Below are 19157 nucleotides of genomic sequence, written 5' to 3' on the forward strand. Positions count from 1 at the left end.
TCCAAGGCCGAGCAACTGCTCGATACAACATCGACCTTCCCTCGCCAGTGTTGTACCTCCCACTATCCCTACGTCAAAGACGTAGGGATGAGGTATGCTGACCATTATCGAATCGCCGCTTTTCTCCAGGCAGTGGCCGGATTACTGGACCGCCGAAGAGCATGGAGCTTTTATGGCGTACCTTGCTGCGGATCCAGAAGCTGGCGTCGTGATCGCCGGTTCTGGTGGGTGTCGCAAGGTGCGCTGGAGCATGGATGGGCAAGGGAAACGGGGCGCGGTCAGAGTCATCTACACGGCCCAACTCGCTGACGGTGCGCTGGTTACACTGCTCGTGTACTGCAAAAGCGCTGTAGAAAATATACCTGCGCATGTGCTGCGCAAGATCATGAAGGAGCTGGACCATGCCGTTGAGTGAGACAGAGCTCATGCTTCGGGACGCCAAGCGCGACATCGGCGAAGAATTACTGCAGTCGATCCGCGATGTGAAAGCCGGCCGCTACGGCGCAGTGCATCAGGTTGAAGTGACTGAAGCCGCTGAGGCGCGTAACAAGACGGGGCTATCGCAGCTTAAATTCGCAGAGCTGCTGGGTGTTTCGATTCGAACCCTTCAGGAGTGGGAACAAGGGCGTCGAGCGCCTTCTGGTGCGGCTCGCTCGCTGCTATATATCGCGGCCTCTCGCCCGGACGTGTTTCGAGAGGTGCTGCAGAATCGCCACTGATACCCTGCCACGTGAAACCCCTTGGCGGGGCGGCAATCCAGTCGAAAGGGGCTGCACAGCAGCCTCGAAACCCAAATGGCAGGCCTAATTATCAAGCCAATATACGGCCCTAGCTGTCAGGACTTGAACCGCCCAACCAACCCATTCAACTCCTGCGACAGCTGCGACAACCGCCCGGAGTCAGCCTGCGCCGAACTGGCCAGGCCCTCGACCAGCTGCGCTTCGTCATAGATCTGCTGAATATGCCGGTTGATCTCTTCGGCAACGCTGTGCTGCTCCTCCGCCGCTGCGGAAATCTGCAGGTTCTGGTCGCGGATTTCGTTGACCGACAACTGGATCCCTTCAAAGCTGTCGCGCGCACTCTCGATCGACGACACGCTGGCCCGCGACAGATCCAGGCAGCTGTCCATCTTCTCCGAGACCTCTGCAGTCTTGCTGCCGAGGGTATTGAGCAGCAGGTCGATTTCGCCCGTGGAGTCAGCGGTACGCTTGGCCAGCGCGCGCACTTCATCGGCCACCACGGCAAAGCCGCGGCCCTGATCACCGGCGCGGGCAGCTTCGATCGCAGCGTTCAACGCCAGCAGGTTGGTCTGCTCGGCAATGGCGCGGATGGTGCCGAGGATCTGGTTGATGCTGCGACTGCCCTGCTCCAGCTCGACCATCGCCTGAGACGACTCGCTCAAGCGCATGCCGAGGCGGTTGACGTTGTCGGTGGTCTGCTCGATCTGCTGCTTGCCCTCAGCGACACGGCGGTGGCCGTTTTCGGCAGCATCGGCAGCGCTGCTGCACGAGCGCGCAACTTCGTTGGCGGTGGCGACCATCTCGTTGAATGCAGTGGACACCAGTTCGACTGCTTCGCGCTGACGCCCGGCGGCTTCGTTCATATTGCTCGCCACCTCGCTATTGACCCGCGAAGCGTCCTCAAGATTGCTCGACGCAGCGCCGATGCGCTGGATCAGCTGGCGAATCGCCGCCAAGAACTTGTTGAACCAGCCGGCCAGCTCAGCTGTTTCATCCTTGCCCTGCACCTGCAGATCTCGGCGCAGGTCACCCTCGCCTTCGGCGATCGACTGCAAGCCGGTGCTGACCTGGCCGATGGGCTTGACGATCAGCTTGGAGAACGCCGCCGCGATCACCGCAAATACCAGCGCCAGCAAGATGACGATGACTGCCGTGAGATAGCTCATGCGCGTGGCCGCAGCCATCACTTCCTGCTTCTCGATCAGGCCGACAAAGCGCCAGCCCAGGCCTGGAGAAGTCCATACGTTGGCCATGTAGTTGACGCCATCGATCTCGACTTCAGTCGAGCCCTGCGCGGTCGCTGCCAGATGCGCGTAAGGCTCGCCAAGGTCCTTGAGCTGCTTGAAACTGTGGCTGGCGTCGCGTGGGTCGACCAGCACCGTGCCGTCTTCGACCAGCATCACGTAGCCGCTGTTGCCGAGCTTGATGCTCTTGATCAGCTCGGTGAGGTTTTTCAGCGAGACGCTGACGACGAACACACCCTTGGGCTTGCCGGCGTCATCGAGCAATGCCCGCGCAGTGCCGACCAGCGCCACATCGTCCTTGTCGTAGTAATAGGCAGCGGTGCGCACGGTCTTGTTCGGGCTGGCCATGGCCGCCTTGTACCAAGGCCGCGTGCGCGGATCGTAGTTGGCAAGCTTGGGATCATCCGGCCATTTCGCGTAACTGCCGTCTTCCAGGCCGATGGACAGAATCGCCGCGGCCGGGTGAGTCGAACCATAGCGGGCGAATTGATCAATGACCTGCTGCGCCGCAGCCGGCATTGGCTGACTGGCGGCGTCGGTACTGGTGTACTGTTTTAAAGTACTTACTGAAGTGTATACAGGATCAGCGGACAGTTGATCGACGTTTTGCGTAGTTGCATCAAAGAACTGACGCATGTTGCCGTCTATCTGACGGATTTCCCGCGTGCTGCCATCGACAAACTGTTCAAGTGCATCGGCGCGGATATTCAGCACCGATATAACCCCGACCACGCTGACTGGGATAAAGGCTACCGAGACGAAGGCAAGGATCAATTTGGTTTTTATTTTCACTGTCACGACCATCCATGTAGGGCGGGGGCAAATGGCCGCTGCTGGGCAGTAGTGGCGACCTGCTACTCACACTGTTTCGGCCGCACGGATCTATATCTTTAGCTAATCTCCTGTACACAATTAAACCGGCGATTGGTGTTGATCCATCAGTCAACTTTACCAACGTCGCCGGGCCGGCGGTCGCGGCCAACTTGACCGTCCCAAACTGCAGCTGTTTACTGTATGCATATACAGCAAAAAGCCAGCCGCCATGCCAACCGCCACCTCACCCGTATTCGCCCTGATCGACTGCAACAGTTCCGGGGCTTTGCTAACAGTTAGATACGATTTTTTCTAGAAAATACAGGCGGTTAGGCTAGGTAACTTTTTTCACGTTTTTTTGTTTTTGAGGTGGTGTCGACCACGTTAATCGGGCTCTGCCCATCCGCTATCCATGTGGTTCCAAGGATCAGGCATGGAGGGGCATGGCAGGACTCCACGCGGCAATCGAGTTTCTGGCTGGGTAGTTGCACAGACTTGCCCGCCCGTTTGCATTCGACCTGACCAGTCCTTTGGGCCGGATTCGACCAGCACGCTTCTTGATCATGACCGGCAGAAGACGACCCAAAGCAGCCGTTCGCCAGGACGGTAAACGGCCAAAAGCGGCCATCCAAGGAAGAGAACGCTTGCGCCGCAAGCGGTGTTTGAACGCCAACAAAAGTACGGGCAATTCACGCCCCCGCTGAAGCGTGTATTAATCGCAGTAACGCCTAGACCGCGACAGGCGCCGGGCGCATTCGTGGCCTTTACCGCGCGTTACTTTTCAGTGAGAACCGACGTAGCTTATCGGGCCTGCTCGGAGCCCCGGCCGGTCGCCTGTAACGGGGATCCTATCGCTTTGTTGATCGTCACAAAGCGCGTGCGCAACCGCCCCTCACTCGCCACCAGACTGCGCCGCGCCTGCAAGTAGCTGCGCTGGCTGTCGAGCACCGAACTGAAGTCGATCGTGCCGCCCTGATAGCGGGCCTGCGCCAATGAATAGGCCTCACCGGCACTTTTCACCTGCAGGTCGAGTTGCTGCGCCTGTTGCTGCTCGGCGCTGTAGGCGCTAAGCGCGTCGTCGATTTCTTGCCAGGCTTTGAGCACAGTGCGTTGGTAAGTCACAGCCGCTTCCTGCTGTTGCAGCTCGCGCAGTTGCACCACGCTTTTGCGCCGACCGTGGTCGAACAGCGGCAGGTCCAGGCTGGGCCCGATCGACCAGGTGCGGCTGCCCCAGTCGCTGAATTCCCCGCTCAGGTACGACTCATAACCAAACTTCGCACCCAGGCGAATGCTCGGGTACAACGCTGCCTGTGCCACGCCAATATCCGCCGTTGCGCTAGTCAGCGCGGCCTCGGCGGCGCGAATATCCGGGCGCTGTAACGCCACTTCCGAGGGCAGGCCCAGGGTCAGGTCGGGCATAGTGCTGGGGCGGTCTTCTTCGATTGGCAGTAGCTGGTCATGCAAGGCGCCAGGGCGCTCACCCAGCAGCAGCGTGAGTTGGTTGGCGCTGGCGCTTTCTTGCGCCAGCAGGGCTGGCAATTGGGCTTTAAGCGCCGCTTGCTCGGCGCGTTGGCGCTCGAGGTCGAGGTGGTCGAGCACCCCGCCCTGCACTCGGGCAGACAGAATTTCTACCTGCTCATCCAACGCGGCGATGTCGTCACGGGCCAGGCGGATCTGGCGCTGAGTAGTGCGCAGCTCGAAGTAATTACGCGCCACGTCGTTGGCCAGGCTTTGGCGGGCCAACTCAAGCAAGGCGGCTTGCTGCGCGATATCGGCATCAGCCGCCTCGACGGAGCGGCTGATGCGGCCCCACAAGTCCAACTCCCACGAGGCGTCGAAACCAGCCTGGTACAGGGTGAAGGGTTCGGCGAGCAGCTTTTTCAGGTCGTCGGCGTTGCTACCGGTGCCTATTGCGTCGATCAAGCGGGTGCCGGCGCCGGTTTCACTTTGCCGTTGGCGGGTGGCCGAACCGCTAACGCCGACTTCCGGCAGGCGCTGCGCGGAGACGGTACTGCGCTGCACCCGCGCTTGTGCGAAGCGTAACGAGGCGGTCTTGAGGTCGGGGCTGGCTTGTACAGCTTGCGTCTGCAAACGGTCCAGCACCGGGTCGGCGAATGCTTTCCACCACGCGGCGTGGGGTGCTTGCGTCACACCGGCAGACGCGCGCAGCGAAGGGTCGGCGCTGCTCCAGGTGGTCCAGTCGTCCGGCGCCGCCGCCGTGGGTTTGACCACGTCGGGGCCGACGGCGCAGGCACTCAGCGCCACGGCGCACACCAGCAGGGCCAGGCGTGCAGGGCGATAAACAAACAGCTGAGAGTCGGACATGGCAGGCACCTGAATCAGGAAAGTCGGTTGCGAAACAGCCAGGCTGCCAGTGGCAGCGTGACGGCGCCCATCAGCAGCAAGGGAATAAAATCGAGCCCTACATCGGCGAGCGTCGCGCCTTCGAGGTACACCCGGCGCACGATGCTGGTACCAAAGCGCAGCGGGTTGATGTAGGTAGCGATCTGCAATACCACCGGCATGTTTTTCACCGAGGTGAGAAGGCCCGAGAGCAGCATCAGCGGCATGATCAGCAAAAAGGTGTAAAGCATTGCCTGCTGCATGGTCAGCGACACCGCCGAAATCGAAAGCCCCAGGCCCACTGCCGCCACGGTAAAGGTCACCAGGCCGAGATAAAGCAAGGCCACCGAGCCGGTCATGGGCACGTCAAACCAGAAGCGGATCACCAGAAAAATAATCGTCGATTGCAAGAGCCCTATGCCAATCGCCGGCACGGCTTTGCCCAGCAGAATCTGCATCGGCGTTAGCGGGGTAACCAGCAACTGGTCAAAGGTGCCCTGCTCGCGCTCGCGGGCCACCGACAGTGCCGCGAGCAGCAGCGTTTGCAGCATGCTCAACGAGGCAATCAGCGCCGGCATCAGGTTCCATTGCGACTCAAGGTTGGGGTTGAACCAGGCGCGCCGCTCAATAGTGATACCCGGCGCAGCGCCGCCCAATGAGCCATTGAGGTCGGCGACGATGGAACCCACATAGCCGCCCGCCAGGCCGGCGGACGAGGAATTGCGACCGTCCAAAATCACTTGCAGCGGCGCACGCTGCTGGCTCGCCAGGCGTTGCTGGAAGTCGGACGGAATGCTCAACACCATCAGCGCCTTGCCGTCATCGATCACCGTGGCGATCTGCGCCGGGCTGGTGAGCGTGGCGACCCGCTTGAATACACCGGTGCCGTCCAGCCGCGCCAACAGTTCGGTAGACGCCTGCCCGTGGCTTTGGTCCAGCACCGCGTAGGGCGCGCTGTTGAGGTCATAGGTGGCGCCGTAACCGAACAGCAGCGCCTGGACCAGCGCCGGGCCGATCAGCACCACGCGGCTGGCCGGTTCTTTGACCAGGGCGATCAGCTCCTTGCGTACCAGCGCACCGATCTGCGCCAGGCTCGCTAAAAACGCGTTCATCGGCTCACTCCAGTGTTTTGCGCAAGGTGCGCGTGGTGGCCCAGGTGAGCACCAGCGCATAGAGGCTAAGAACGGCACAACTGCGCACGATGGTCGGCCAGTGGTCGCCCGCCAGAAACAGGGTTTTGATCAAGGCCATAAAGTGCGTGGCCGGCAACAGTTGGCTAATCACCTGAATGACCACCGGCACGTTGCGCAAGTCGAAGACAAAACCGGACAGCATCATGGCGGGCATAAAGCTGGTGAGCAGCGCCATCTGACTGGCTTGGAATTGGTTACGGGTGGCGCCGGAAATGTACAAACCCAGCAGCAACGACACCGTCAGGTAAAGCATCGAACTGAGCACGATAATGACCAGCGAGCCGCGTATCGGCACATGAAATAAAAACGACGAGGCCAGCAAGCACATCACCAAGTCGATGGCACCGATCACCAGGTACGGCGCCAGTTTGGACAGCACCAACTCCAGTGGCCGCACCGGCGTGACAAACAGCGACTCCAACGTGCCGCGCTCCCATTCGCGGGCGATCAGCAGCGAGGTCAGGAATGCACCAATTAGCGTCAACACCAGCACGATCAAGCCTGGCACCAGGTACCAGCGGCTTTCACCGGTTTCGTTGAACCACATGCGTTGCACCACTTCCACGCTGCCACCAGCTGCGGGTTTGTTGCCAGCACGGTCAGCCTGCTGCTGCGCCCAGCCACCAATGGCGCCGCTGACATAGCCTTCGATAATCGATGCGGACGTGGAGTCGACGCCGTTGAGCATCAACTGAATACGCGCATCGCCAGCCGCCAGACGCCGAGAAAAATCCAGCGGGATGCGCACAATGCCGTCCACTTCACCAGCCTGTAGCATCCGCTCGGCTTCGGGCATATCGGCCACCCACACCGGCGCCAAGTACTTCGAGCCCTCAAGCCCCGCCGCCACGTCACGGGCGGTGGCCGAATGGTCTTCCAGCACCAGCGCGACCGGCGCATTTTCCACGTTGAACGAAAGGCCGTAGCCAAACAGCAGAATCAGCGCCAACGGCAACAGCAAGCCCACTGCCAAGTTGCTTTTGTCGCGCAGCAACTGCCGCACTTCCTTGCGCAGCAGCGCGGTAAACCGGCTGCTGAAACCTGATGCACGGGTGCTCATGGGTGCGCGCCCTCGGTTGTCGGGCGGCTGGCGGCGCGGCCTTGTTCCACGATGGCGATAAATGCGCTGTTCATGTCGTTGCCGGCAGCGCCACCGGCCTGCTCGCGCACCTCGCTCGGGGTGCCAAGCGCAAGCATCTTGCCGGCATCCTGAATGGCGATGCGGTCGCAGTACTCGGCCTCTTCCATAAAGTGCGTGGTGATGATGATGGTCACGCCGCTCTGCGCCAGCGCGGTGATGGTGCGCCAGAAGGCACGCCGGGCCAGGGGATCGATGCCGCTGGTGGGTTCGTCGAGAAAGAGGATTTCCGGTTCATGCAGCAGGCCAGTGGCCATGGCCAGCCGCTGCTTGTAACCGCCTGGCAGCAGGCCACTGACGGCTTTTGCTTTGAGCTCGAATTGCTCGAGGGTGGCGGCGATGCGCTGCTGCAGCACTGCGCCACGCAGGCCGTAGGCACCGCCAAAAAATTCGAGGTTTTCCAGCACTGTGAGGTTGCCGTACAGGGCGAATTTTTGTGATACGTAGCCGATGCGCGCACGGGCCTCGGTGCGGGCGTTGCGCAGGTTCAACCCGGCCACTTGCAGTTGGCCACTGGTGGCCGGCAGCAGCCCGCAAAGCATACGAAAGGTGGTGGTTTTGCCAGCGCCATTGGGGCCGAGCAGACCGAATATCTCGCCGCGCGCCACTGCAAACGAGGTGCTGGCGACGGCGGTGAAATCACCAAACGTGCGCACCAGATCTTGCACCTCAATGGCGGGTTTACCATCGGTTTTGCGGGTCGCGGTGCCGGCGCTCGCATGTTCAGCCAGGTTCGCTGCTTCAGGTACCGGCGTCGCCTGCGCGCTTTCGTGATGCTGACGCAGCATCATCATGAAGGTGTCTTCGAGCTCAGGTTGCCGTTGCTGGTAGGCCACCCCGACCAGCACTGTTTCCAGCGCAGGGCCGTCGGTGTCGGTCTGGCGGATAAAGCGCACAGCGCCGCCTTTGGGCACGGCATCGACTATCGCGTCGCGGGCGTCGAGCAAACGCGCCTGCAGGTCGCGCGCCGGCATGCCTGCCGGGGGTGTCGCCACGTAGGTCAAGCCATGGGCTTTTTGCGTCAGCGCCGCAGGCGTGCCCTCGGCCAGAATGTTGCCTTCGTGCATCACGAATACGTTGGCGCAGCGCTCTGCCTCATCCATATATGAGGTGCTGATAATCACGCTGAGGTTTTCGTCATCCACCAGCTGCTGCACGATTTTCCACAAGTCGCGGCGCGACAGCGGGTCGACGCCCACGCTCGGCTCGTCGAGTAACAGCAAATCGGGCGAGCGCACCAGGGTGCAGGCCAGGCCAAGCTTTTGTTTCATACCGCCGGACAGTTTGCCGGCCGGGCGATCGGTGAACCGCGTGAGGTCGGTCATCTCCAACATGCGGGCGAAACGCTCGCGGCGAACCGCCTGCGGCACGCCATGCAAATCGGCGTAGAGGTTGAGGTTTTCCTCCACGCTTAAATCTTCGTACAGGCCGAAACGCTGGGGCATGTAGCTGATGCGGTCTTGCACCGTCTGTGGCTGCGCCGACACATCGATACCCAGCACGTGCAGGCTGCCGGCGTCGGGCTTTAGCAGCCCGGCCATCATGCGCAAGAGGGTGGTTTTCCCCGCGCCATCGGGCCCAACCAGCGCCGTCAATTCGCCCGCGCGCACGGTCAGCGCGATGTCGTTGACCGCATGCAACGGGCCACCGCCCGGCGCTTCGAAGGTTTTGCGCAAACCCTTGGCCGCAACGGTAATGGCGGCGTCGGTCATTGCACGGCGCCAGTGGCCAACTTGACGGTGGCCGGTTGGCCCAGGCGCAGTGCGTTGTCGGGGTCCTTAACCAGCACGCGCACTTCGTACACCAGGCTGGTGCGCAGCTCTTCGGTTTGTACGGCTTTGGGGGTGAACTCGGCCACGGAGGAGATATAACCCACCGTGCCGGCGATGGCCCGGTCAGGAGAGGCATCAGTAAACACGCTGGCATTCATGCCGGGTTTGACGCGGCCAAGGTCCGGCTCGTTGACGTACACGCGCACCCACTTGGGCTCGGTCAATGCCAATGCCAGCACCGGGCGTTGCGGGGTGGCCATGTCGCCCGGTTCCAGCAACCGCGAACGCACCACGGCATCGGCAGGTACTTTGAGTTGGCCTTGCTCAACCTGGTGTTGCAACAGCGCCAACTGCGCTTGCGAGGCCTTCAGTTGAGCCTCTGCACCGGCTAGCTCTTCCTGGCGCGGGCCGATTTCGGTCAGGCGCTGGGCCTCCTGGCGCTCAGCTACCGTGGCCCGCGCCACTTGCACGCTGCTCTTGGCGCGATCGAGGTCTTGGGCACTGACGCCACGGCCTTTGGTGGAATCGGCGATGCCTTGCAGGCGCGCCAGGTCTTGCGCCGCACGCGTGGCATCGGCCTGCGCCGCCAGTGTGCGGCTGCGCGCCTGGGCGATTTCCTGGGGCCGTGAACCGCTGCGCAGCAGCTTCAGATTCTGCTGCTGCACCTCGATCTGCGCCTGCGCCTGCTCGGCTTGCAATTCGAGCGTGCGGGTATCGAGAACAGCCACCACATCGCCCTTGTGCACCCCCTCACCCTCATCGACGCTTAGCGAAGCGATGCGGCCGTTGCCATCGAAGGCCAGCGAGATCTGGCGAATATCGACGTTGCCATGCAGCACCAGGCCGTCGTCTTTTTTGCCCGAGCTGAACTGCAGCCCGGCCCAGAACGCCAGGGCTACAACGCCAAGGACCACGAGGATGACTGGCAGTTTTTTCATGGTGTATTTCCACGAGACATGAGAGCGACAGGGAGGTAAAGACAGCCTAGGTTAAATTGAATTTAAACTAAAACTCAAGCACTATCACCGGATCCTGGGTTGTTTGATGGAAAGGCTAGATGAGTAAAAGTCCCCGCGCCGCGCGTATCGACGGCGAAGTTACCCGCGCTCGAATTCTGGAGGCGGCAGGGGCGCTGTTTGGCACGGCAGGCTTTGCCGAGACCACCAGCAAGGCCATTGCGGCCAAGGCTGAGGTGGATCTGGCTTCCATCAATTACCACTTCGGCGGACGCGACGGGCTCTATCAGGCCGTGCTGGTGGAAGCGCACCGCCGCGTTCTGGATGTGACCGCATTGCAGCACATCGCAGAAAGCGAGCTGCCGGCATCGGAAAAACTTAGAAGCCTGTTTGAACAACTGGTGCCCAAAACAATGGGCGACGCCAACAGTTGGCACCTCACCGTGCTGGCCTCGGAATTTTTTGCGCCCTCCTCGCACCTGCAGGTGCTGATGCAGTCGGAGGTGCCGATTAAGGTGTCGCTGATCCTGGGCCTCGTCGCGCAGCTCACCGGTATTCCCATGGGCAACCCTGCCCTGCTGCGCTGCCTGCTTAGCGTTGTCGCGCCTTGCCTGATGCTACTGATTGGGCAACGCAATATTCCCGGCCCTATTCAGGAAATCAGCGCACTGCCGCGCGAAGAAACCGTCGAGCACCTGTACCACTTCGCCCTGGCGGGACTGGAAGCCGCAGGGCGCAGATTCCGCGCAGAACCGGGCTAAGGCGCTGTTGCTGTCATCAGTTGCGCAATGCCGCTGCGGGCATTGGCCTCGCGCGCCAGCACGCGCTCTTCGGCACTGGCGTAGTGGCGGTCCCAGGCCAACACCTTGGGTGTCATTAGCTTGTGCCACAGGGGCGGGATCATGGCGGCGATGATGGTGGTCAGATAACCGCCCACCATCATGGGCGCATCGGCAAACGGCTTGAGGTCTACGAGAGGAGATTTCACAACCGATTCGGCGTCTCCTACGAAATGGCGGCGATGCGCAGCTCAAGGGTGATTCTCGCAAGCCCATATCAGTCCAATTGTACAGAGCCATTATCGAAAGGCTGCTTTTGGCCGTTCTCTGTCGGTCACGGCCACGAAGCGTGCTGGTCAAATCCGATGCAATCTGTGGTCAGGTCGAATGCAAACAGGTGGTCAAGTGAAGTGCAATTTCGCATCTGGCGGCTCGGAACAAAAATTACAGACCGTTTAATCTGTGGGTCACGTTTTATGGGAGGGCAGGGCTACTATTTTAAGGTCACCGCTCCTTGCTTTTAGGGGTCGCAGTTCTGCCATCAGAACTTCATTAATCGAGGCGAGGTCAGCGGTTTTCAGGCGTAGCTCTTCGAGCTCTTGGCGGAGCAGTTTATTTTTCTCGCGTTCCGCTATGAGATCCTGATGCTTTACGTCACGTTGGGCGCGACTAGAACGGCCCTGAGCTTCGCGGACTGCCTCGGCCACATTCGGGTAGTGGTTATGGATCAACGCCGTTGAGACTCCGGCCTCACGAGCTACTGCGGCAATAGTGACTTTGGACTCACCTGTATGGGCTCGGCCACGTTGAATACGAGCTAACGCAAGACGCAGATCTCGTTCACGACTGTCGGATGTCTTGCGTGTTGTTTTCATTCGTCATCGATCTCCGGTTTAAATTCAAGCTGTTCCAGTACATTCCGACAGCGATCCAAATCACGCAGAACGCGCTGGCGGCCACCTTCGCCGATGTCTTTAAAATCCAACAATCCTTTTAGGTTATCGAAGAGTCCTTGGTAGACCCCAGCATGCTGGACACCAATCACAGAGCTGTCGCAGCCGCTACAGCGCGTTCTTTCCATTGTATTGCCGACGCAACCGTCATCATCAGCAGTACACCAGGAGTGGCCATTACTTCGGATCGAGGTGCTCTCGGCAATCGACTTAACCATCGAGGCATGGCTTTTGAAAATGGCGAGATTTTTAGGATCTCGGTGCCATTGCTTGATTGATCTTCCGTAACCGCCCCCTAGAGGTGACTTACCCAACCAGCCGCTAACCACACCAGACTTGATGTCCTCGAGTTCGAACTGGATATCTTCAAAAAGCTCGATATCGAGATGCTGACCCCATTCCTGATCCATGGCGTAACCTAACGTCATATCCATCGACCAATGAGCGAAGTGTTCTCGGAGGTAGCGCAGGTCGCCGAATTTGCTGTGCGCAGCGTAGTTGGCAAATTTTCGGCGGAATTGGTGGCTCGCGAGATTCCAACTAAGGCCACAACTCTTTGCGAAGGCTTTCAGACACCTGTTCCAGGACGAGCCCGAGAGAGTTCTGACTAGGTTGTTTTTCGTGGAAGTTACGCCCAGAAAGAGCGCGTGCCTATGCTTTTGCGCTTCGGTGATTTGCGGGTCAGCCGGATTGACGCTGCATCGCCTCGCGATTTCGTCAGCAATCATCGCCTGGTAGGGAGCTGCCCAACGCTCCATTAGGCGCACCGCAGATACTGTGCTTTCAGGAATCATCCAATCATGGAGGCCCGCGTCGGTTTTTTCCGACGTTGAGCGAAGCCAATGGTAGACGGTGCCTTCATCGTCTTCAGTGCTGTGGTGAGCTCCGGCCATAACGTTCGCCAACTCATGGTTTCGGCAGCCGGAAGTGCTAGCTATGACAATGTAAGATGCAGTTCTGAGGCTCTGGATCGCTTGGTTGAACTCCCCAAGCCCTTCGCCCCAGCCAAGAGCAACAAGTCGACGAGTTTTCGCCTCTTGAATGCTTCTGGTTACTTGCCCATGACGCTCCGCAGAGACGCGCTCTAGATCATCGTAGATGTCGAGCAAGGCATTACCACGCCGAACCTGCTCATGGGCCTTCTCGAATAGAGCGCAAAATACATCGTCGGGTAATAATGGGGTCTTGCCGGCCTCTTCGCTCCGCGAACGGCCCCCCGACATTGCGCGCGCCGACGTATCAGGCCAAGGGTTTCTAGGTATTGGGTCGTGGGTGTATTGGCTCAGATCGTAGAGGGCTTCCACAGCCAAAAAGCGCCGTTCAAGCGCACTGGCAGATAAGGGTTTTCCCTTGCTTCGCCGTGTTTGACGGATAGCCCGGCACTCAGAGACATAATTTGCACAGATCATTGGTGTTATCGCACCGAAGTGATCGATCTTGCACGTGCTTATGTGCCGCAAAAACGGCAGGCTGTTTTCAAAAACGTTGCGCACTGTACTTGCCGATGGGCGTTTTTGTCCGGCACGGCCACGGCGTAGATACCGATACATGACGGACTTCATCACCAGAACAAATTCAATGGGGACGCGACCGAAGTCGATCTCCCGTACACCGTCTGGCACGTTGCTGGTGAACCCCTCTAACCGCCAAGTCATGTCACGGTATCGACTGAGGATGACCCAATCGCTTCCTACCCGGATGGCGCTAATGATGAGTGCTTCACGTTCGTTCACAGAGAGTTCGCGAGCATCCCCTGGCTGCAGTCCCAACTCGCCCCACTGCGGCGCGTCAGCAATATGCGCACTCACGAGAAAATCTCAAGGCTATCTAGGACATCCACTGACCAGAAGGGATGCGGACTTAGGCGAGCTTGTTCGCGGGCTGCCTCGACAGCTTCTGGTTTGAAGGCTCCTCGCCGCAGGCCTTCGGCGATAATATAGTCGTCTATCAATCTGGGAATGTGGGCGTATTGCTGACTCCAACGCCGTTTCCCCATCCGTACACGCTCCGCAAATACTCGGAAATAGAAACTGAATAGTCGGTGCAAATCCTCGCCAGTAATCGCGTAGTGCTTGCAACGTAGGCAGTTGAGAAATGAGAAGCACGCGATACCCTGGCGTTTTGGCGCGTACTGACCATTTACTGGGTCTTCGCACTGGCCCATGGGAGTTTTTTGGTATGTTGCGCCTATAGTCCGGCTGAGTAATTCCTGCACCAAGATCTCTCCCATGAAGCGCCAGTTGCGCCTTGCTTCAGTGCTCGGTGCTAGATAATTTCTGTCGGCCACCTGAGGCGTATTTCCGAGCGCGATTGACGTCGTCGTCAAATCGCCATCTAGCAATTCAAATACTCGATTGGCAAACGTTTTGCGCAGGCGTGAGATATTGATGCGAAGCGGCTTACCATCTGTGTCAATAAGCTTGTAGTCGGTTACCAGTTTTCTGGTCGCTACCTTCAGCGCCCCGTCTGTCAATTCAATAATGCTGCCAAGCCCTGGCCCTCGCTGTACGCGGTAGAGCCATACAAGATCTTTGATGCTGTCAGGCGCTTCTGGCCGTAGTGATTCACTAAGGGTCAGGACTCGGCGGATCAGGCGCTCAATATTGGTTCTGATGGTCGGAGTAGATTCAAGGAGGCGTTCGTCAGCGCTTTCTGTTCGTAGAGCAACCTTGTTTGTGGTGTGTCCACGGCGCTTCCACAAAACCAAAAATACACTGCCGTCTTTGGGATGCGCCCGCAAGCAGTCGCGCCCCATCTCTAGAAGAGGGGTGGAGTTGCGCCCTGTATGCAGTGCGATGGTCAACAGTACGTAGGCCAAAAGCTCACCACTTAGTACAGCGTCATCTTTCCATATCGGTGCAACTGCTTGCTTCAATGCTGAAGCAAACGCCTGCCGTTGGCGCTTGGGCAGTGACGTTTCCCCTTTGCTTCTACCACTACTTGGGAAGGGATTTCTTGGGAAGGTTGCGTCGTCCCCTGAGGTGATCAGAGAAATTATCCCTCTGCTACCTAGCGCGTTCAGGACGGATTTCGCAGACGTGTAGTGACTTCGCTGACTGAGGGTAGCGATGCCAAGGCCCGCGAGGTGCCCGAGAAAATCGTCGACTAAGGAGCGATTAATGTCTCCAAGCACTAGCTCACGCTCAAGCGCAGTGGCTCGCAGAGTCATAAAATTGAGAAAGTGACGTAGGCCACCTTTACAGATGCTCGCTACGGTACTCGGCTCGATTTCGCTGTCTTGCTTGGCGAGATATCGCTCAATCTGTCGCTGGCAGGCATAGGTGATTGAATCGATACCAGCCCCGTACCACGACGCGAAATCGTAGTTTCTAGAGCCGGTAGGGTTCCTCCCAAAATCGACATTCGTAGTTGTAGGTGGAAGCGCTTCAGGAAGTACGAAAACTGCACCCACTGAGTCACGACTATGTTCCACCTGGGGCACGCTGAGGTCGGTCTTAACAAAGATCTTTCGCTTACCCATTAAACTGCGTCCATGCCATCTGCAAGCTCGTCATCGTAAGCCAGTACCGCGTTGTCAGCGAGTTCATTGATCAGGTGCAGGTATATCATCGTCGTTTGGATGGAGCTGTGACCGAGTTGCCGCTGCAAGAACACGAGCGGCTCCACCTCTCGGCCATTGCGCTGAAGAGCGACCAGCGTATGAGTTGCATAGGTGTGGCGAAGCATGTGCGGATGTACTCTGAGGTTCGCTCGTTTTCCAATGTCACGGACAATGCGCTCAATGCGCTTTCCATCATCGGCGTAGGGCTCACCAAGCTGATTCAGAAACAATGGTTTGTGCTGGTTATGGGTCAGCGAAGCCCGCTCACCACGAACTTGCACTGCGTATCGATGGAGCTCCATGAGGAAACGCCGACTGATGTAAATCTCACGCGGCTTGCTCCCCTTGGTGCGCATACCGCTACCATCTTGCGGATCGAGATGAATCCTAATGTTTCGCTCAGATTTGCCGGCCTTGTCGGGATCGAAGACATAGGACAAGGGAAAAGATGCGATTTCTTCCCGCCTCAGCCCAGTATGAAGACCCAGGCGGATCATCATTCGGTGATGCAGATTCTCTGCTTCTGCCAGCAGCGCCTTAATCTCGTTCATGCTGAGAAATTTGGGCAGCACTCGGTGCTTCACGGGCATGATGTCGTTCACCAGTGCTTTTCCACCATTGGCAGCAACGTGAGCCAGAAAACCTGACTCGCCATTTATTTTCCGCTCCTCAAGTCCGAACGGCAGCTTGCTCACCCATCCCTGGCGCTGAGCAAACTCGTAGAACTTGCACACATAATGGAGCCTTTGGCGGGTGGTAGAACGTGCCAACTGACACTCTACCAAGCAGTAATCCCGGTAGCCCACGACTATGCTCTTGGCCTCACCTCGATCTACATCCTGCCAGTCGAGTTCGTGCGCCTGGAGGAAGCTGAAATAGTCGTATAAAGCACGCCCCGTGCTTGGCCAAGACTTCTTAGATCCTATGGCTCCTCGGAGGAGATAGTGGCGCATAAACTCGTTCGCGTGCACACAACTAGCCATGGTGTCCCACAGCAAGATCGGGAATCCAGGGTATGGACGACCTCCTATCACCAAGGACTCAGTGGCCCGAAGCAACTCCATCTCTTTCCTCCAACAGCGCTTAAACAAAGCGATTTCTAATATGTTGGCAGGATGATACTTTTCTCCTAACTCTTCGCAAGCCCCAGAACAACAGCTTCTACGCCAGCTGCGAACGGGTGTTCCGCCCCGACCTGGTACGCACGCCGATCGTGGTACTGAGCAACAACGACGGTTGCGTCATTGCCCGCAGCGCCGAGGCCAAGCAATGGGTAAAGATGGGCCAGCCGTACTTTCAGGTGCGGGATGTGCTGCGCCGTCACGGCGTGGTGGCGTTCTCCTCCAATTACGCGCTGTATGGCGACATGAGCCAGCGAGTAATGACGGTGATCGAAGGCATGGTCCCGGCCACCGAGGTGTACTCGATCGATGAAGCCTTCGCCGACCTCAGCGGCGTGCCTGGCGATCTCGAGCAACTGGGCCGCGACATTCGCGAGCGTGTTCTCAAGCACACCGGCATTCCCGTCGGGGTCGGCATCGCCGGTACCAAGACCCTGGCCAAGCTGGCCAATCACGCAGCCAAGCGCTGGACCGCGCAAACCGGCGGGGTCTACGACATGCGCGACCCGGTACGGCGCGACTGGGTGCTGAAAAAGTGCCAGGCCTCAGACGTCTGGGGTATCGGCCCGCGCATGGCGGCGCACCTGACCGCGCTGAACATCCGCAGCGCCTGGGACCTGGCTCAGGCCGACCCGTGGAGCCTGCGCAAGCAGTTCAGCGTGGTAGTTGAAAAAACCGCCCGCGAGTTGTCCGGCACGCCCTGCCTGGAACTGCAGGCGCAGGAGCCGCCGCGCCAGGAAATCTGCTGCAGCCGCATGTTCGGCGAGCGGGTCAGCGAGTTGCAGCCGATCAGGCAGGCGGTGGCGACCTACGTCATGCGCGCCACCCAGAAACTGCGCGCGCAACGCTCGCTGGCGCGCAAGCTGCGGGTGAGCATCCGCACCGGCATGTTCAACCCCGAAGAAGCCAAGTACGCCAGCGGCGTAGTGGTGCAACTGCCCTACCCCACCGACGACGTACGGCTGCTTACGCGCATGGCGCTGGAGGCGGTAGGCACGATCTTTCGCCCAGGCTTTCGCTACAGTAAGGCCGAGGTGTTGTTGATGGACCTGTGCCAACCGGGGGGGTTTTCAGATGACCTGTTCGCCCCCAGACAATCGCCGACTTGTGATCGCCTGATGCAGGTGATGGATGACATCAACGGGCGCTGGGGCTCGGGCACCATGCGCGCGGCCAGTGTGCCAGCGGCACCGGATTGGGAGATGCGCCGCGAGTTGATGAGCCAGAGTTTCACCACCCAATTCAATGCACTCTGGCGTGCCCGATCTTGAACTCAAGCCTTGGGATCGTGGCTGCGCACGCTGAAGGTGACCACGCCCCAGATCGCCAGCTCGTCGCCCTCGAGGATATGCCGCGGGGCAAAGCGCGGGTTGTCCGAGCGCAGCACCACCTGCCGGCCAACCCTGTGCAGCCGCTTGCACAATGGCTCGCCATTGACGGCGGCGATCACCACATGGCCGTGCTGGGCTTCGATCGAGCGATCGACCAGCACCAGGTCGCCATCGAAGATGCCCGCGTCCTGCATGCTGTCGCCGTCTATTCTCACCAGGTACATATGCGGCGCGCGCAGGTTGAACAGTTCGTCCAGCGAGATCGGCTGCTCCATGTGGTCCGCCGCAGGCGAGGGAAAGCCTGCCGGCACGCTGAACAGATAGCGTGACAGCGCGCCTGCGCTGGCTGCGATGGGGCCAAGGATGGTAGTCATGGGGCACGCCTTGCAATTAAACTGTACGGATATACAGTTAATCGGGCGCCACGGCTTTGGTCAATTTCGGCGTAGGAAATTTCGACAAGTGGGAGACCTGCAATGTGCGGACGCTTTGTTCAGTCGCAAGGCCTGGCCGATTATCTGCGTGAGCTGGACGCCGAGCAGGATGTCATCAGTGGCTACGACAACGTGCCGATCGACCGCTACAACGTCGCCCCGGGCAGCCGTGTACTGATCCTGCACAACGCCGCCGACGGCCTGCGCATCGACCCGTGTCATTGGGGCTGGGCGCCGTTCTGGGCCACCGGCAAACGCCCAGCGCCGATCAATGCACGGGTCGAGACGGTGACTACCGGCAAGTTCTTTCAACCGCTGTGGCCGCAAGGCCGGGCACTGGTGATGGCCGATGGTTGGTATGAATGGGTGGTCGACCCGGCCGACCCCAAGCGCAAGCAGCCGTATTTCATCCGTTTGAAAAGCCGGGCGCCTATTTTCATGGCGGCGTTGGCGCAGGTGCAAGCCGGGCTTGAGCCGAACGAGGGCGATGGCTTCGTGATCATCACCGCGGCCAGTGATGAGGGCATGCTCGATATCCACGACCGCCGCCCATTGGTGCTGGCGCCGGAGCAGGCACGGGCCTGGCTCGACCCGCAACTACCCGCCGAGCAGGCTGAACGGCTGGCCCGTGAGCAGTGCTTGCCGGTGGCTGATTTCGAGTGGTTTGCGGTCAGCAAAGACGTAGGCAACATGCGCAATGAAGGTGCCCAGTTGCTGGTGCTGGAAACAGTGCAAGGAACGCTGTTCTAGGCAGAAGGCAGCGGCTGGACGCCGCTGC

Annotated in this window: 17 protein-coding genes; 5 read left to right on the forward strand and 12 right to left on the reverse strand. The window is 59.4% G+C overall.

Going from position 1 to position 19157, the window contains the following annotated elements:
* Nucleotides 1-94: 94 nt before the first annotated feature.
* Entirely contained in the window at nt 95-415 is a 321-nt protein-coding gene (locus tag AC58X1_RS07000; RefSeq protein ID WP_188036404.1) for a transcriptional regulator, read from the forward strand.
* Nucleotides 402-719 carry a helix-turn-helix domain-containing protein gene (locus AC58X1_RS07005; RefSeq protein WP_150570764.1) on the forward strand — a complete coding sequence of 106 codons (318 nt, stop codon included), beginning with the start codon at nt 402-404 and terminating at the stop codon, nt 717-719. Before AC58X1_RS07000 ends, AC58X1_RS07005 begins: the two co-directional genes overlap by 14 nt.
* Nucleotides 720-835: 116 nt before the next feature.
* Here the strand turns inward: AC58X1_RS07005 and AC58X1_RS07010 are convergent, their stop codons facing one another.
* The 6 genes from AC58X1_RS07010 to AC58X1_RS07035 all read right to left on the reverse strand — a co-directional run bounded on the left by AC58X1_RS07010 (nt 836) and on the right by AC58X1_RS07035 (nt 10181).
* Complete coding sequence (locus AC58X1_RS07010) at nt 836-2776, reverse strand: methyl-accepting chemotaxis protein (protein ID WP_259072474.1); 1941 nt, start codon at nt 2774-2776, stop codon at nt 836-838.
* Nucleotides 2777-3598: 822 nt separating this feature from the next.
* A complete protein-coding gene (locus AC58X1_RS07015) occupies nt 3599-5122 on the reverse strand; it encodes an efflux transporter outer membrane subunit (RefSeq protein WP_150570762.1) in 1524 nt (507 codons plus the stop codon).
* 14 nt (nt 5123-5136) lie between these two features.
* Entirely contained in the window at nt 5137-6252 is a 1116-nt protein-coding gene (locus AC58X1_RS07020) for an ABC transporter permease (RefSeq protein ID WP_056791185.1), read from the reverse strand.
* Between the two features lie 4 nt (nt 6253-6256).
* The gene (locus AC58X1_RS07025) at nt 6257-7393 is read right to left on the reverse strand and encodes an ABC transporter permease (protein ID WP_056791187.1); all 1137 of its coding nucleotides are present in this window, start codon (nt 7391-7393) and stop codon (nt 6257-6259) included.
* Nucleotides 7390-9183, reverse strand: a complete 1794-nt coding sequence (locus tag AC58X1_RS07030; RefSeq protein ID WP_056791191.1) for an ATP-binding cassette domain-containing protein — start codon at nt 9181-9183, stop codon at nt 7390-7392. Before AC58X1_RS07030 ends, AC58X1_RS07025 begins: the two co-directional genes overlap by 4 nt.
* Complete coding sequence (locus AC58X1_RS07035) at nt 9180-10181, reverse strand: HlyD family secretion protein (RefSeq protein ID WP_056791193.1); 1002 nt, start codon at nt 10179-10181, stop codon at nt 9180-9182. The genes AC58X1_RS07030 and AC58X1_RS07035 overlap by 4 nt, the downstream gene beginning before the upstream one ends.
* Nucleotides 10182-10300: 119 nt before the next feature.
* On the opposite strand from AC58X1_RS07035, the gene AC58X1_RS07040 reads away from it, so the two are divergent.
* Nucleotides 10301-10960 (forward strand): TetR/AcrR family transcriptional regulator, encoded by a 660-nt coding sequence (locus AC58X1_RS07040; RefSeq protein WP_056791196.1) that lies wholly within the window; start codon nt 10301-10303, stop codon nt 10958-10960.
* Here the strand turns inward: AC58X1_RS07040 and AC58X1_RS07045 are convergent.
* The 5 genes from AC58X1_RS07045 to AC58X1_RS07065 form a co-directional block, all read right to left on the reverse strand.
* The gene (locus AC58X1_RS07045; RefSeq protein WP_056791198.1) at nt 10957-11187 is read right to left on the reverse strand and encodes a hypothetical protein; all 231 of its coding nucleotides are present in this window, start codon (nt 11185-11187) and stop codon (nt 10957-10959) included. The genes AC58X1_RS07040 and AC58X1_RS07045 overlap by 4 nt on opposite strands.
* 258 nt (nt 11188-11445) lie before the next feature.
* The gene (locus tag AC58X1_RS07050; protein ID WP_150570760.1) at nt 11446-11853 is read right to left on the reverse strand and encodes a TetR family transcriptional regulator; all 408 of its coding nucleotides are present in this window, start codon (nt 11851-11853) and stop codon (nt 11446-11448) included.
* Nucleotides 11850-13664, reverse strand: a complete 1815-nt coding sequence (locus AC58X1_RS07055) for a site-specific integrase (RefSeq protein WP_224786438.1) — start codon at nt 13662-13664, stop codon at nt 11850-11852. Before AC58X1_RS07055 ends, AC58X1_RS07050 begins: the two co-directional genes overlap by 4 nt.
* 71 nt (nt 13665-13735) lie before the next feature.
* Entirely contained in the window at nt 13736-15412 is a 1677-nt protein-coding gene (locus AC58X1_RS07060) for a site-specific integrase (RefSeq protein ID WP_056791207.1), read from the reverse strand.
* Nucleotides 15412-16491 (reverse strand): tyrosine-type recombinase/integrase, encoded by a 1080-nt coding sequence (locus AC58X1_RS07065; RefSeq protein WP_318181422.1) that lies wholly within the window; start codon nt 16489-16491, stop codon nt 15412-15414. The genes AC58X1_RS07060 and AC58X1_RS07065 overlap by 1 nt, the downstream gene beginning before the upstream one ends.
* A 104-nt stretch (nt 16492-16595) precedes the next feature.
* On the opposite strand from AC58X1_RS07065, the gene AC58X1_RS07070 reads away from it, so the two are divergent.
* Entirely contained in the window at nt 16596-17885 is a 1290-nt protein-coding gene (locus AC58X1_RS07070; RefSeq protein ID WP_497428775.1) for a Y-family DNA polymerase, read from the forward strand.
* Nucleotides 17886-17887: 2 nt separating this feature from the next.
* Here the strand turns inward: AC58X1_RS07070 and AC58X1_RS07075 are convergent, their stop codons facing one another.
* Nucleotides 17888-18319 (reverse strand): LexA family protein, encoded by a 432-nt coding sequence (locus AC58X1_RS07075; RefSeq protein WP_497428569.1) that lies wholly within the window; start codon nt 18317-18319, stop codon nt 17888-17890.
* A 102-nt stretch (nt 18320-18421) separates the two neighbouring features.
* Here AC58X1_RS07075 and AC58X1_RS07080 point away from each other — a divergent pair, with 102 nt between their 5' ends.
* Complete coding sequence (locus tag AC58X1_RS07080) at nt 18422-19129, forward strand: SOS response-associated peptidase family protein (protein ID WP_150570758.1); 708 nt, start codon at nt 18422-18424, stop codon at nt 19127-19129.
* Nucleotides 19130-19157 lie beyond the last annotated feature (28 nt).

It is taken from the genome of Pseudomonas sp. PGPR N4 (assembly GCF_059693665.1).

Coding starts and splice junctions, on each gene's coding strand:
- AC58X1_RS07020 (WP_056791185.1), bottom strand. CDS start 6,252: ATGAACGCGTTTTTAGCGAGCCTGGCGCAGATCGGTGCGCTGGTACGC.
- AC58X1_RS07015 (WP_150570762.1), bottom strand. CDS start 5,122: ATGTCCGACTCTCAGCTGTTTGTTTATCGCCCTGCACGCCTGGCCCTG.
- AC58X1_RS07030 (WP_056791191.1), bottom strand. CDS start 9,183: ATGACCGACGCCGCCATTACCGTTGCGGCCAAGGGTTTGCGCAAAACC.
- AC58X1_RS07005 (WP_150570764.1), top strand. CDS start 402: ATGCCGTTGAGTGAGACAGAGCTCATGCTTCGGGACGCCAAGCGCGAC.
- AC58X1_RS07050 (WP_150570760.1), bottom strand. CDS start 11,853: ATGAAAACAACACGCAAGACATCCGACAGTCGTGAACGAGATCTGCGT.
- AC58X1_RS07000 (WP_188036404.1), top strand. CDS start 95: ATGCTGACCATTATCGAATCGCCGCTTTTCTCCAGGCAGTGGCCGGAT.
- AC58X1_RS07080 (WP_150570758.1), top strand. CDS start 18,422: ATGTGCGGACGCTTTGTTCAGTCGCAAGGCCTGGCCGATTATCTGCGT.
- AC58X1_RS07075 (WP_497428569.1), bottom strand. CDS start 18,319: ATGACTACCATCCTTGGCCCCATCGCAGCCAGCGCAGGCGCGCTGTCA.
- AC58X1_RS07025 (WP_056791187.1), bottom strand. CDS start 7,393: ATGAGCACCCGTGCATCAGGTTTCAGCAGCCGGTTTACCGCGCTGCTG.
- AC58X1_RS07035 (WP_056791193.1), bottom strand. CDS start 10,181: ATGAAAAAACTGCCAGTCATCCTCGTGGTCCTTGGCGTTGTAGCCCTG.
- AC58X1_RS07060 (WP_056791207.1), bottom strand. CDS start 15,412: ATGGGTAAGCGAAAGATCTTTGTTAAGACCGACCTCAGCGTGCCCCAG.
- AC58X1_RS07040 (WP_056791196.1), top strand. CDS start 10,301: ATGAGTAAAAGTCCCCGCGCCGCGCGTATCGACGGCGAAGTTACCCGC.